General features: G+C 62.4%; 11 protein-coding genes. 6 read left to right on the top strand and 5 right to left on the bottom strand.

All coding sequences use genetic code 11. From position 1 onward, the window contains the following. Position 1 precedes the first annotated feature (1 nt). Both FIV42_RS25230 and FIV42_RS25225 read left to right on the top strand, forming a co-directional pair. Positions 2 to 1,243 carry an AAA family ATPase gene (locus FIV42_RS25230; protein ID WP_141200375.1) on the top strand — a complete coding sequence of 414 codons (1,242 nt, stop codon included), beginning with the start codon at positions 2 to 4 and terminating at the stop codon, positions 1,241 to 1,243. Positions 1,244 to 1,459: 216 nt separating this feature from the next. Then, on the top strand, positions 1,460 to 2,806 hold the full coding sequence (locus FIV42_RS25225) for a hypothetical protein (protein ID WP_141200374.1): 1,347 nt from the start codon (positions 1,460 to 1,462) through the stop codon (positions 2,804 to 2,806). Between the two features lie 29 nt (positions 2,807 to 2,835). Here FIV42_RS25225 and FIV42_RS25220 read toward each other — a convergent pair whose 3' ends face one another. Further along, the gene (locus FIV42_RS25220; protein WP_141200373.1) at positions 2,836 to 4,032 is read right to left on the bottom strand and encodes a serine/threonine protein kinase; all 1,197 of its coding nucleotides are present in this window, start codon (positions 4,030 to 4,032) and stop codon (positions 2,836 to 2,838) included. Between the two features lie 228 nt (positions 4,033 to 4,260). Here FIV42_RS25220 and FIV42_RS25215 point away from each other — a divergent pair, with 228 nt between their 5' ends. Then, complete coding sequence (locus tag FIV42_RS25215; protein ID WP_141200372.1) at positions 4,261 to 5,565, top strand: tetratricopeptide repeat protein; 1,305 nt, start codon at positions 4,261 to 4,263, stop codon at positions 5,563 to 5,565. Between the two features lie 185 nt (positions 5,566 to 5,750). Next, positions 5,751 to 6,974 (top strand): leucine-rich repeat domain-containing protein, encoded by a 1,224-nt coding sequence (locus FIV42_RS25210; protein ID WP_141200371.1) that lies wholly within the window; start codon positions 5,751 to 5,753, stop codon positions 6,972 to 6,974. Between the two features lie 9 nt (positions 6,975 to 6,983). Here the strand turns inward: FIV42_RS25210 and FIV42_RS25205 are convergent, their stop codons facing one another. Continuing rightward, entirely contained in the window at positions 6,984 to 7,502 is a 519-nt protein-coding gene (locus FIV42_RS25205) for a DUF4174 domain-containing protein (protein WP_141200370.1), read from the bottom strand. A gap of 119 nt (positions 7,503 to 7,621) precedes the next feature. On the opposite strand from FIV42_RS25205, the gene FIV42_RS25200 reads away from it, so the two are divergent. Continuing rightward, complete coding sequence (locus FIV42_RS25200; protein ID WP_141200369.1) at positions 7,622 to 8,383, top strand: M949_RS01915 family surface polysaccharide biosynthesis protein; 762 nt, start codon at positions 7,622 to 7,624, stop codon at positions 8,381 to 8,383. A 90-nt stretch (positions 8,384 to 8,473) separates the two neighbouring features. On the opposite strand, the gene FIV42_RS25195 is transcribed toward FIV42_RS25200, so the two are convergent. Then, positions 8,474 to 8,908, bottom strand: a complete 435-nt coding sequence (locus tag FIV42_RS25195; protein ID WP_141200368.1) for an N-acetyltransferase — start codon at positions 8,906 to 8,908, stop codon at positions 8,474 to 8,476. A gap of 461 nt (positions 8,909 to 9,369) precedes the next feature. Between FIV42_RS25195 and FIV42_RS25190 the strand changes: the two genes are divergently transcribed. Next, positions 9,370 to 10,965, top strand: coding sequence for a right-handed parallel beta-helix repeat-containing protein (locus FIV42_RS25190; protein ID WP_390619686.1), 1,596 nt, complete (start codon positions 9,370 to 9,372; stop codon positions 10,963 to 10,965). A gap of 46 nt (positions 10,966 to 11,011) precedes the next feature. On the opposite strand, the gene FIV42_RS25185 is transcribed toward FIV42_RS25190, so the two are convergent. Next, positions 11,012 to 12,991 carry a pyridoxal phosphate-dependent decarboxylase family protein gene (locus tag FIV42_RS25185; protein ID WP_168210936.1) on the bottom strand — a complete coding sequence of 660 codons (1,980 nt, stop codon included), beginning with the start codon at positions 12,989 to 12,991 and terminating at the stop codon, positions 11,012 to 11,014. A 128-nt stretch (positions 12,992 to 13,119) separates the two neighbouring features. Continuing rightward, positions 13,120 to 13,914 carry a class I SAM-dependent methyltransferase gene (locus FIV42_RS25180; RefSeq protein ID WP_141200365.1) on the bottom strand — a complete coding sequence of 265 codons (795 nt, stop codon included), beginning with the start codon at positions 13,912 to 13,914 and terminating at the stop codon, positions 13,120 to 13,122. Positions 13,915 to 14,219: the final 305 nt, after the last annotated feature.

Raw genomic sequence — 14,219 nt, 5'->3', positions numbered from 1 at the left:
CATGGATACCCTGGCACAACAAATCTACGAGGGGGCGACGCCCGACCTCGCCGCCATCGTCGAAGCGTGGGGTGAGCGATTCGCCCTGCTCCACCGGCTCGGCGATACGCCGCAGGACCCCGAGTGGCACGCCGAGGGCGACGTCTACGTGCATACGTCGATGGTGATCGAGGAGACCTACGGCCTGCTCGAGCAGGTCGAATTGTCGGCCGAGCGGCGGCTCGCGCTCGTGTTGAGCGCGGTGTTCCACGACATCGCCAAGCCGCTTCGCACCCAGACGCGTGTCATCGCCGGTAAAGAGCGCATCGTCGCGCCGCGTCATGCCGACGAGGGGCGTTCGTACCTGGCGTACAGGATCCTCGAGCTCGGTTTGCCGGCTTCGGTCACCACGCAGGTGTTGGCGCTCGTCGGCCACCACCACGACCCCAAGCACCTGGTCATCGACGACCGACCGGCCAGGCGCTACCGCAAGCTTGCGCGCCTGGCTGACGTCGAGTTGTTGTATCTGTTGGAGCAGGCCGACATGCGCGGGCGCCGGTGCCCGGACCGAGCCGAACAAATCGAGTATATCGACCTGTTCGGATTATTCGCAGTGGAGCACGGCGTCTTCGGCGCCATGCAGCCGACGCAAAGCTTGTACGAGGGGTGGTGGGAACATATCTGCGCCGAGCTCAACGGCTTCGACGAAACGACGCGCGCGTTCGTCTTTGCCCGGGCGGTAAGGGAAGCCGAGCGAGGCGAGATCTACACGCCCCAAGAGGCGGTCGCCAAGTCGTACGGCTACCGCGACGCATTCGCCGATCTGGTCGTGCTGTGCGGCCCGAGCGGGTCGGGAAAGACCACCTGGGCGCGCCACCATCTGCCAGAGCACCACGTGGTGTCGATGGATGACATCCGCGAAGAGCTGACCGGCGACACCGCCGATCAGTCGCGAAACGGCGAGGTGCGCCAGATCGCCAAAGAGCAGCTCAAAGACCACCTTCGCAATCATCGCAAGGTGGTCTGGGATGCGACCAACCTGCGCCGCGACTTTCGCGGGCTTCCGTTGGGCCTCGGCTTCGACTACGACGCGTTCACCACGCTCGTCTGCTTCCACATGGAGCCCGGTGAGTTTCGGCGCCGCAACCGCGAGCGCGACCGCTCGGTGCCCGACGCCGTGCTCGACAAGCAGCTCGAGTCGGTGCAGTGGCCGCAGGCCGACGAGGCGCATCGGGTGGTCTTCTTGCGAGACGATGAGCAATGAGCAGCCCTGCGGCGCCGCGGCCGCGCCATCCGCTTGACAGCACGTTAAAATCGCACGTAGCCTATTCAACTCAAAGCACCGGAAGATTCAACTCATCCTTCTACTCTATTCGCTCCAGTCCAATCGCCCAGCCCTCGAGCCCCCTCACGGGCTTCCGTCAACGCCGACTATTCTCACGTCAGACCGCTGACTCAGGTCTTACTCCAAGCAGTATTTATGACGAGTAAACGAGCCGTACGATCGCCCTGGATCAATTACTTCAATCTCCTCGACGAGTTGTGGCAGTCCGTCGACGACACCTCCGCAGCCGTCGAGCTCGACGTGGCGCTCACCTACTTGCAACGCTACCCCGAGTTCGACTCGGAGATGGCCGCAGAGCTAGCCGAGGTGCTCGTCTCCCAGGCCCGCGAGTACATCGGGCGAGCCATGTTCAGCACCGCCAAACGGGCGCTAGAATATGCGGCCGCGCAGCCGGCGGTGAACTCGAAGGCCCGCGCGGAGTTCGCCAACCTGCAATTCCGCGGGGGCGATCACCGCGGCGCCGAAAAGACCCTCTTGGAGCTCGCTGCCGATTGGGCCCACCAACCCGAACGCGCCCGCGATTATCTCCACGACTCGCTTGCCATCACCAAGTGCCGCGACAGTGTGTACCGCGTCGCCGAAGATCTCGAGGTCCCTCTGGAGTCGCTCACAGACCCCGCCGAAGCACGCGCTCCGATGGCCAAGATGGCCTTCGAGAGGGAAGCATTCGAGGACGACGACTCTCAAATGCGTCAGGGCCAAGGACTCGGGGCCGAGACGACCGAGCCTGGCACAGCCAAACTCGAGAGCGACACCTGGCAGTTGACGCCCGGCTCGCCGCTGAAGAACTGCTTGTTGCTCTTGCGGCTCGTTAACACCTTCGATGAGCCCGCCGAGGTCGCCATTAACGACGCGGCCGGCGAGCAGGTCGGCGCCTTGATCATCCACAACGGCAAGATCACACAGATCGGCCAAGGGACGAGCAGACAAGAAGCCACCGAGCGCGACCAAGTCGCCCGAACTCTCCTCGAGGTCCTGTCGCACGGCGAAGGCGAGGAGCTCGAGGTGCGCGCGCAACGCGCCCAGCCAGCCAGCGGCAACCGCTCGGCTGTCCGACTGGGCGACGCACTGCTCGCCGCGGCCCGTCATTGGAGCGATTACCCAGCGCAACCCATCCCCTGGGATCTCGACTCACTGCTCGCCGACGACCTCTTCGAGTGGTCGGTACTTCGACAAGTCGCGCCTAGAGATATCTTTGTTCCGATCAAGTCGAGCACGACCGAGTTCGAGCTGGACGACTTTCACAGGCTGCTCACTCACGCACAGCGCCTGGCCGAGTTGCCCGGCCAGTTCCAGGTCGCACTCGACGACGAGCACCCCTGTGCATGCATCGGCGAGATGCAAGACGCCCTGTGGTTGGTGGCGCGCAAAGGAGCCGACGTCCTGCTGATCCGCGCCGAGCCGCGCCGATGGACGCAGCTTCTACGCCTATTGCCCAACCTGACCGACCACCGGACGAATGCTGTCATCGAGTACGACTGAAGACAGCCGAGCACTTGGCTGCACGAGGCTCATCTCGTCAGCCAACTTACCAGCCCCAACAGCACGAGCACCGCGCAGAGCAGCACGCCGTTGACGATGACCATCATCGTCAGCCGCGGGTCGTGCTCGTCGGGCGTGGCCCCGGCGGCGAGGTCTTCGTCGAGATCTGCGAGGTCGTCCACGTCATCGATCACCGCCGCCTCGTAGTCGCCGGAACCAGACCCGGTCACCTCGACCCCCGGGTAATACGACGACTTGGCGGGGAGCTTGCGCTCGGCGAGCAACTCACGCTCGCGTTCGACAAGGGCGTCGAACATCTCGAGGCCGGTCTGGAAACGGTCCTCGGGTGCTTTGGCCATCGCACGGTTGATGATGCGCTGCATCGTCTCGGAGGCGCGCTCGGGCACGAACTCGGCCAGGCGGACGGGCTCTTCAGCGATCTGCTTGGCGATGATCTCGCGCGGCCCCGCCCCGTCGAACGGGGGCACGCCGACCATCAATTCGTACAGGATGCAGCCCAGACTGTAGATATCGGTGCGCCAGTCGACGTCGTCGGCGCGGCCTTGCTCGGGCGACAGGTACATCGGGGTGCCGTAGACGACGCCCTGGCGTGTGAGTCCGGGGTCGGCGTCGTCGGGCTGGCGGATCTTAGCCAGACCGAAGTCGAGGATTTTGACGAAGTCGGGCTCTCCGCGAAACTCGCACAGCAGGATATTCTCGGGGGTGAGGTCGCGGTGGATGATGCCCAACTCGTGGGCCTCGAAGACCGCGCTGCAGATCTGCTTCATGACTTTGATGACCCGCAACTCGTCGAAGTCGCGCTCGGCCATCGCCGTGCGTAGGTCACGCCCATCGACGTACTCCATCGCCAGGCACAGCAGGTCGTCATCGGTGCGCCCGAAGATGAGCACCCGCACGATATTAGGGTGGGTGAGCATGCTGATGGCGCGCGCCTCGCGATGAAAGCGCCCGATGACCTCCTCGGTCGCCGCCTGCTCGCCGGGGAGCACCTTTAACGCGATATACTGCTCGATGGCGCGTTGGCGGGCGAGGTAGACCGCGCCGTTTCCGCCCTCCCCCAGCTTTTCGACCACCCGATACTCGCCGAAAAACGTCCGGCCGATGATCGTGTTGTCGTCGGAGACCGCCTGACTCATCACCGAACTCCCATAGAGATCGATACTGCGAATACCGCCAGTGTAGCCGCCGCGCCCGGCGCGATCCATTTTTTCGTCGATTCGTGATGTCCACCTGCTCTGCTATACAACGCAAAGGGAAACACTTATTCACACTATTGTAACGTTTTTATCACTTCAGCTTCCCATCGACCGGCCATCGTTTGTATACTGCGGGCAACACAAATCCACGGCGGTCACGGCACTGAACTCCAATCACGTTAACCTACGCGACAAACGTCCAGCGCCCCCCACCTTACACGACAAGCTTCGACAGACATGCGAAATACAGCCGAACAACAATACCCCTGGACCAACTACTTCGACCTCATCGGCGACCTCTGGAAGGTTGAAGACGACAGCTCCACCGCTCAAGAACTCGATGCGTTTATCAACCTCTTGCTGCGGTCTCCGGACTTCACCGATCAAACCGCAGTGGCGCTGGCTCACGAGCTGGTGCCCCTCGCCCACGACTTCATCGAGCAGGGCCTTTTCGGAGCGGCGGAAAACGCGCTTCGATTCGCCGCGTCGAAGCCGGAGGCGAACGAGAAGGCGATGGTGGAGCTCGCCCACCTCCAGTTCCGGCGTGGCGATCATCACTCGGCTGTGCAAACCCTCCTCCAACTCGCCATCAACCATCGAGACGAGCCAATTCAAGCTCGCAAGTACCTGCAGGAAGTGCTCCCAATCACGCGAAACCGTGATGAGGTCTTCGACGTCGCCGCCTCGCTCGGAATCGACCTCGAGTCCCTCCCAGAAGAGGAGGAGCGGAGCGAGACAGGGGGCATTGACAACGACCCGACCGAAGTTGGGTTCGATCGTGGGCTCGGATTCGAAGAGACGCAGCCGGGCCTAACCGCATCGAAGCATGGCCACTGGGAGCTGACGCCCCGGCCGAGACTGATCAACTGCATCTTGTTGTTGCGCCTTTGCCACACTTTCGAAGAGCCGATGAAGGTGGTCATCCGTGATGCCACCGCCAAACCGCTTGCGAGCTTCCGAGCTGACAAAGGCACGCTCGTGGCCGAGGGCTTGGAGAAGCCAAATTGCGAGGAGACTGCGCGCGTGCTCCTCGACGTTCTCTCGCACGGAGAAGAAGACCTGCTGCGAGTCGAGGCGGAGGAACACGCGATGGACGGCGCTCCACCCAGTAGGTGTGGGCTCGGGCACCTGGCGATCGCAGCCTCCCGCCTCCAAACCGACTACACCGTTCGCCCAGTCGCATGGAATATCGACAAGCTGTTCGCGGATGACGCCTTCGAGGTGTGGATTCTGCGGCAAATGACGTCGAGCAAGCTCTTCGTGCCGGTCGACTGCAGCGTCGACCTTCCCACGATCCGTAACTACAACCGCCTGCTCACACACGCCCAGCGCATCGCCAACTATCCCGGTAAGCTGCGTGCGGCGTTGGACGACGAGTACTTCCCGGCTTGCTTGGCGACGATGGACGAGGCGTTTTGGCTGGTCGCGCGCCGAGGCCGCAACCTCCTCTTGATTCGAACCGAACCACGGGCGCTGACGCGTCTTCTTCGCCTGTTGCCGGCGGTGACCGAGAACCAGCCGGTCGCCCCGCTCGCATACTGAGTGCAGAGGCAGCGTACCTCTTCTTCGCCTTCGCGTTCTCAGGGTAGCGCCTCTCACGACGGCGTGTGCGTCTCCTTGCGTCGTCCAAACTCCTCTTGTTGACCCATCGGCAGGCCGATATAACCGAGCCTCTCTCACTCTGCTCGTTTGAACTCGACTCGTTTCACCGAACCGAGGCGGTGCCGATGAAAGTCTTTCAATCGCTCGACGATGCACTCGAACACGCCACCGATGCACATGCGCTTCGGCTGAACTGCAAGGGGCTCGACCGCATCCCCGACGACATCGCGCGTCTCGAGGAGTTGCGCTCGTTGAGCCTCGTGGGCATCCACGGTGACTTGGAAGTCTCGAGAGCACTCGGCGAGCTCCCGCACCTCGCCGCCATCTCGGTCGAAGGCCCTAAAGACGCGTCGGTCCCGTTGCCGAGTCGCTTGTTCGAGACCGCGGTCACCGACCTGAAGTTGAAGAATGTCCGGGTCAACCATGCGTTGCCCATGGCCGAGCAACTCACTCACTTACGCCTGGCCAGCCACTTCATCTTCGACGACATCGACCTCGTCTGCGAGCATCTCACCGGGCTCGTGTATCTGGAGGTCTGGGGCCACTTTGCGCGCGATATCGACGGGCAGCGCTCCCACCTGGTGATTCCGCCGGCCGTCGAACACCTCGAACGGCTCGAGGAGATCGAGGTCGTCTCGGCCGGCTTGGCCGAGCTCCCCGTCGAGTTCGCACGACTCGACAACCTCCAGACCGTGCGACTTCGAAATAATGCCTTCGACCACTTTCCATTGACCTTGACCGAGCTTCCAAAGCTCGAGTCACTCGAATTCGCCCAGATGAAGCAGGTGACGGCGTATCCTGCCGAGATGGCGACGATGGAAAAGCTTCGGCGCCTCGACCTCGAGGGCTCTTGGAATCACGGCGACCTTCCGAGTTCCTGGGCGCAGGCGGAGTATGCCGAGCTACCGGAGGTCATCGGAGAGCTTCACAACCTCGAGGCCCTCGACGTCGGCCAATGCGCGCTGCCGAGTCTGGCGCCGTTGTCGCCGCTCACCGAGCTTCGTGAGTTGTCGGTCAGTTGGGGCGCCTTCGAGGATCTGTCGCCGCTAGAGTCCCTCCAGGCGCTCGAGGTGCTCTCCCTCGATGACGGGTGGGTTGAAGACATCTCACCGCTGGCCAAACTCGAGCGATTGCGCGTGTTGGACATCTTACAGACGAACGTCGAGGACCTGACCCCGCTGGCGGGCCTGGACCACCTCGAGTCGCTCGACATCCAGGGAACGCCTGCCGACGACGATCCCGCCGCGTCGCTCGAGCCACTACTCCGTTTGCCAAAACTCGAGAAGGTGCACGCGACCGACTTCTCAGACGAGGCGTGGACGGCGCTGGTCGACGCCCAGCGCGGTTGAAGTTGTGCTTTACTCTTCGCGCATCTCGCGCCGGCGCATCGGCATGCTGTCGATACGCCCGAAGATGTCGTCGACCGCCACGGCCTCATCAGCGCGGTTCTTGACCGTGCCGTCTTTTCCGATGAGTACGTAGGTGAAGCCGTCATCCGACGCGTCGTAACGCTCGGCGAGTTGGCGGGTGGCCACGGGTGAGATTCCGCGGTCGCCCACATGCCCCGCCTCCTCGAAGAAGAGGTGATAGACGACCAGGTCGCGGTCCTCGACGCCGTCTTGGCGCTCCGACAGGGCGTCGCGTATCGCCTGGTAGTCAGCCTGTGTAGCACTGGGGGCGAACAGCAAGATAATGCGATGCTCCCAGGCGTGCCCGTCGAGGTCGATCGATTCGAGCATGTCTGCCTCCTCTGCTTGTTCGCCCTTCTGTGCTTGTTCGGCCGCCGCGTCTCCATCCCCGGCGCGCGCCGAGCCGGACTGACAACCAAATGCCAACGCCGCGGTGAGCGCGAGCCCCGTTCGAACGAATGGTCTCATGCCTGCCTCCGTGTTAGAGGAACTCCACACACTATTGGATACATCCGGGAGCCTGCGAGATACGTTGGCGCTCGCGCCAACGCCCGGGCAATCCGCGCACCGATTGGTACGGAGCTCACATGAATCGTAATCGCATTGGATATGGAATCGTCTTGGCCGGGCTTGCTCTCGGCGTGACCCTCACGGGCTGCGAGAAGCCTCCGCAGGACGACGCCGAGCCGGCCGAGGCTGAGACCGTCGAAGCCGAGGCCTCCGCCGAGTCGAAGGTAGAAGACAACGCTGGAGACGAGGAGAAGAAACCTGAAGCCGAAGCTCCCGACCAAGAGGAACCGGTGCAGCCGACCACGAAGGTCGAGCAGACCAAATTCGCCGACACGTTGCCCGAGGGCGTCTCCGTTGAGGGGAAGGTCGTCGATGGAATCGCTTGGACGGATGCCAAAGGCGCCAATATGGTTATCTTCGGCCGCAAGCTTACCGGTAAGACGGGCACCAAGCTGCAGGCGCGCCATTGGCGCCAATCCGAAGGTGGCGACTGGGAGCAAGTACGCCAATTCGTCGAACTCATCGACGAGTGCGAGTTCGACACGACGCTCGAGCCGCTCACCGGCGATTGGTCGGTGACCGACCTCGACGAGGATAGCGTGGGCGAGGCGACCTTCGCCTGGCGCTCCGCCTGTCGCTCGGACGTCAGCCCGGCGACGCACAAGGTGCTTGTCATCGAAGACGGCGAGAAGTACGTGCTGCGCGGCGACTCCAAGATGCGTCTGTCGCAGACCGAATGGATCGGCGGTGACTACAAAGCCGATCCCGCCTTCGCGACAGCTCCCGAAGGGTTCCTCGCCCACGCAGAAAAGGTCTGGAAGGCGACGGTCAAAGAGTGACCAAAAACTCAGCAAACCCGCACAGAATGGGCCTCGTCGGGGAACCTGGTTCCCTCACGAGCCCCCAATTTTTCACCACCAAATCAGCCCCTACTCCTGCCCCGCCTCCCACTCCATCACCCACTCCATATGCTCGGTATGCAAGTCCTTGCGACGGTCAGCACAGGCGAATCCGTGGCGCCTGTAAAACGAGACAGCCCGGTCGTTCTCTTCGTAGACAGACACGACAAGCCTAGAGTGCAGCGACTTCGCCTTGTCGAGCAGCTTCTTGCCGAAGCCTCGGCCTTGGACTTCCGGGTCGACGAAGAGGGCTGCGAGCATGTTTCCTTCGAGCGAGAAGAACCCTACGACCTCGCCGTCGTGATCCAGGGCCCAGTTTTCGGCCGAAGGCAGATACTCCTCGCGCATATCCTCGGCGCCTGACTCCCAAACCTCTCGGTCGATGAAGCTGTGAGCGTCAATGGAGGCGCGCAGCCAGATTTCGACGGCCCTGTCTATCTCGTCGGGCTGTAGCTTTCGAATCATCCTCGGCTCCGTGCAGAAGGTTGGCTAACAATGTCATCACTGCAGCCATCTGCACAACGCACCCGATGTGCTCGTACTTGCTCCGAACAAGCCCTCAGAAAACGAGACCAAGTGCCCCCGCCCCCGCACAGAATGCGGCTCGTCGGGGAACCCCATTCCCTCACCGTGCCGGAAAATACCATCAGTTTTGACGACGGCGCCTAAGGCCCGGCTCGTCGACGAACCCCATTCCCTCACCGTGTCCTTCCAGGCCGATTACTGCACGTAGTCGTCCTGCTCGAGCGTACTCGGTCACTGCCATTCGAATTGACAGGAGAAGCAACGAGCCGACGCGAATTCATTGTGAAAGCGTCATTGCCCACGCGCATCGCCGGTGATAATCAGGAGAGCCGCAATTTAATCGCTAGTGGCCTTTTGAAGCGCGCTAACCACCGACTATTCGGAGCAAACTCTTGAAGAACATGTCGACTCGATGGATCGTCATCGCCCTCGTGGGCGCCCTCGCCCTGCCCGCCTGCTCGGACGACGATCCGAAGCAAAATACCAATGAGCAGACAGAGTCGGATGCAGGCACCACAGACACTGGTGACCTCGCCGACGCCTCCGACACAGCGCTCGATGTGACCGCCCAAGACGCGGACCCGAGTGACGCCGCCGACAGCGGCCAAACGGACGCTGACATTGACGCCGAAGTCGACGCCGACACGCCACCAACACCCGACAACTGCGGCCCGGCGGGTGGTGCTGCGAACGAGACGTTCGACCACGTCTACGAGGTTGGGCCGGGTCAGGAGTACGCCGACCCATCGGAAGTTCCATGGGAGTCGCTGCAGCCAGGTAGCCTCATCAACATCCACTATCGGCCCGAGCCGTACGCAAGCAAGTGGGTCATCGCCACCGCCGGCACCGCCGAGAAGCCGGTGGTCGTGCGCGGCATCATGGACGGCGACAAACGACCGGTCATCACCGGCGAGAATGCCACGACACGCACCGAACTCGACTTCTGGAATGAGAACCGTGGAGTGGTCAAGATTGGGGGCTCGAGTAACCCGTCGGGTCAGCCATCTCATATTCGTGTCGAGAACCTCGAGATCACCGGAGCGCATCCTTCGAATTCCTTCGTCGATGACGGCGGGTCGAACGGCACCTACCGCAGCAACGCGGCCTCATTCTACATCGAGGACGGCTCCAACCTGACGCTGAAGAACTGTGTCATTCATGGGTCGGGCAACGGCATCTTCATCACCGCCAACGCCCGCGACGTGCTCATCACCGGCAACCACATCTACGGGAACGGCATCCAGGGAAGCTACTACGAGCACAACAACTACTCCTCGGCGGTCGGAATCACCTTCGAGTACAACCGCTTTGGCCCTCTTTGCGACGGATGCGGCGGCAACAACCTGAAGGACCGCTCGGCGGGACTGGTCGTGCGCTACAACTGGCTCGAGGGTGGTAACCGACAGCTCGACCTGGTCGACTCGGGCAAGGATGAGGTCAAAAGCGACCCGTCGTATCGCGACACCTTCGTGTACGGGAACGTCCTGGTCGAACCTGCAGACGACTCGGGCAACCGTCAGATTATCCACTACGGCGGCGACGGAAGCGACCAAGCCAACTACCGCAAAGGGACACTGCACCTGTACCACAACACAGTGGTCTCCCTTCGCAACGATCGCAACACACTGCTGAGATTGTCGACGGACGACGAGACGGCCGTGATGCGCAACAATATCATCTATACGCCGGAGAGTTCGACACTCTCGTTGCTCGATAACACGGGTCAACTCGACATGAGTTACAATTGGCTTCCGGAGGGCTGGATCAACTCATTCAACGGCTCGGCCAGCGGGACGGTCACCGAATCGGACAACCTGACGGGCACGGCGCCCGGCTTTGTCGACTTGGGCTCTCAGGACTTCACGCTGGCGTCGGACTCGCCGGCGCGCGGAGCGGCGGGGTCCTTGGAGAGCGAAGCGATGCCGGTGGAGTGTGCGTACGAGAAGCACCAAGATGGTGCGGCGCGAGAGTCGACCGAGGATCTGGGAGCATTGTAAGGAAGGATGCAGGGGCCGCGAGCACGCGGTCCCTGCAATGCCCCCTCTACCCTTCCAACTCCTGGCGAATGATCCTCTCCAAATAATCCAAATACAGGTCGATGTAGTTTTTGCCGTTCTGCTCGTGCAATAGCCACGGGTTCATCAGCGTGTTGCGGATCAGAAAGACGTGGTCGGCCTGCCCTTCGGCGTCGCTCGGGTTCGGCGTCAGGCTAGCTGGGTCGATGCCAAGCTCACCGAGCAACTCGGCGGCGCGTTCATCACTGACGCGCTCCGCCAACAGCGAGGTGTACGAAGCAACGAATTCGCGCTGTTGGATGGGCTGCTTCGGATCAATCTTCATGTGCTCGAAGAGACGTCGGCCAAAACAGTTCATCCGGGCCAGCGAGTCGTTGGCGCGCGGGTTAATAGCCAAGCATACCAAGTTGCTGTCGGGCTCGAACGGGATGGTCAGATTGACCAAGTCCCCCACGCGCTCCTTGAACTCGGGCATCGCGTCGTAGAAGTACTCGCAGGAGCGAATCGTCTGCTGCAAGATGCGACCGAAGCCGTCGTGGTGCAGCGGTAGGACGCGATGCGTCACGTAGGCCGAGGCGGCCGCCGAGCCGGGCTTGGAGCCCTCCAAAATGTACTGGCCCAGATGACGGAGCTTGTCGGCCAGCGAGCGTTGGTGGCTCTCCTCTTCGATATCGAAGACGTAGGCTGCCTCCTGGGTGAGGAATTCGATCATGCCGCGGTTTCTGGCGACATAGGCGCCGGCGGGATACGGTACGTAGCCGAGCTTGTGAGGGTCGACGGTGATCGAATCGGTGCGCCCCAGCGCGGCGAAGGCTTCGTAGACGGTCTGGCTGGGGAAGTAGTGAAATTTCTTCTTGAGCATGTCGCGCCCTACCAGTCCGCCCCCTTCGGCCCGAAAGACCGAAGCGAGGTAGCCGCCCCACGCCGCGTCGATATGAACCGGGGCGTGCAGGCCGCGCTCGGAGAACTCGTCGCGCACGTTCATCAGTTCGCCGATGGGATCGACGGTGCCGAACTCGGTGTTACCCAGAACGCCCACCAGGGCGAGCACGGGCACCTTCTGGTCCAGACATTGCTCCAAGACGGTGCGAAGCTGGGCGACGTCCATGCGCATGTTGCGGTCGACGCCGACCTCGAGAAGGTGCTGAGCACCAAGGCCCAAGACCTTCATCGCCTTTTCCCACGAGTAGTGCGCCGTCGACGGCACCAGCACCACCGGCGGCTTCAATTCGCTGTGCGTGCGGAAAAAGTCAACCGCGCCGAGCGCCTCGAAGCGCGCCGCTTTGATGGCCTTGCGGAACCGCTCGAAACCGGCAGGGCCGTGCAGCTCTCTGGCTGAGCCGAGCGCCTCGCGGCGCAGCGCGATGATGTCGTCGACACCGAGGTTCACGAGTTCCCAGTCGCTGTACTCGGTCAGCCGCTTGACCAGGGGGCCCATCGGCCCCAACTCGCCGTCGAACTCACGGGAGGCCTGGGCCAGTGCCATCGGGTACATCTCCAGCGCGATCAGGTTGCGCAGGCCCTCGTAGTTGGCGACCGTTCCGCCCGACGTGAGGTGACCGTAGGCGCAGGGTTCGGCACTCTCATCGATGGGATACCCAAACATCTCGGCCAGCTGCATGCCGACCTCGAGTTCCTTTTCGAGGGTGGCCGGCGAGGCGTCTTCGGAGACGTTGTTGGGGTTGTAGAGCGTGGTCATGACCCTTGCGATAAGCCCCGGGAGCAACAGGTCCGACGACATGTGCCCCACGTAGCGCGGGCTGAACCAAGGCACCGAGCGCTTCAGGTCGGCGCTCAACTGGAACAGCTCTTGTTTGAGCTCGGCAACGAACTCGATGTAGTCATCGCGATACTGCGCCGAGGTGGGAACCGGCGGGCGGCACTCCGGATGGAAATTTCGCCGCCAGTAGACATGGTCAGCCAAAAATTCGGTAAGCAGATCTTCGAGGACGTCGTGGTTCTCGGCGTAAGCGCCCAGAAACCAAGGGTGCAGCTCTTCAATAGACATGTGGCACTTCCGATGAAACAGCCGGAGCGAGGGCCGGCGCCAAGTGAATCGCCAGACGCAAACGTTGCGAGCTGGGCCGAGCATTCCAGGGTTTTCTTAGCACAGCTCCCCGGCCCCCGCTCAATGCGCTATGTCATATAGGTGGACTTTGCCACGAAGAATTCGTAGCCGTATGCATCTGGAAACTGTCGGCGCACGTCAATCTCGCGCTGACTCGCCGCGATCATGTCCAACCCTTGCGGGTCGTCGGCATATTTGCGTCGCATCTCGGGCAGTCGCGCCTCGAGCGGCGCGTAGTAGTTGTCCCACCACGCCGAGTCAGGGAGGGTGAAATGCCCGACGACCTCGTAGCCGGCATCTCGGATGAGCTGCAGGTTAGTGGGCACGTCGGTCATCGCCGGGTACTCCTGCCCGAAGAAGGAGGCGGCTTCGGCGGGCGGCTCATCGACGAGCCAGACCATCTCGGTGAAGGCGATGCAGCCGCCATCCCGAAGGAGCGGCCGCCACGCCTGAAGCGCCTCGCCGACGCCCATGACATAGGCGGAACCCTCCGCCCAGATGAGGTCGAAGGAAGCATCCGCAAAGGGCATGGCATCCATCGACGCCTTGACCGGGTGCACCATCGCATCGAGTCCCCGCTCCTGGGCGCGGTCGCGCAACTCGTCGAGAAACACGTCGAAGATATCGACCGCCGTGACCTCTGAACCGAGAGCCTCGGCGAGCGCGAGTGTCTGCATCCCCGGCCCACAACCTACGTCGAGCACGTCGGGGGCTGCGGGTAGCCCGTCGAACATGGCAAGCGCACGACGCGTACACATGTCGTCGCCCGGCCCCTGACGCGGCAAGCCGTGGTGAATGTCGAGCAGAATGTCGAACGTTCGATCGCCCATGAAATTCGCCCCGTGCTTCGAACGGGTGAGCATGACCCCTCCAACGGGCCGCCGACGGGAACCGCCGACGGGAACCAGGTTCCCCGACGAGCCCCGTGGTATGCGGCCCTCCGCTACATTTCAACCGTCGAGAGGTGCCGGCGACGGACAAAGATGCCCATCAGTCAGGAGGATGCTGCCCCCTCCTGCTCGAAAAACAGAGATTGCCCCAAAACCTTCCCCTCGCGACAGGGAATCAGGTTCCCCGACGGAGCCCGTCTCATGCGGGTCAGCGCCTCGTTGTATCCCGATCGCTCGAAAAAAATTCGCCCGAGCACGCAACGATTCGGCCGGTTCTG

It is taken from the genome of Persicimonas caeni, assembly GCF_006517175.1.
GTDB classification, from domain to species: Bacteria; Myxococcota_A; Bradymonadia; order Bradymonadales; family Bradymonadaceae; genus Persicimonas; species Persicimonas caeni.
This window is presented reverse-complemented; position numbering and strand designations above follow the sequence as displayed.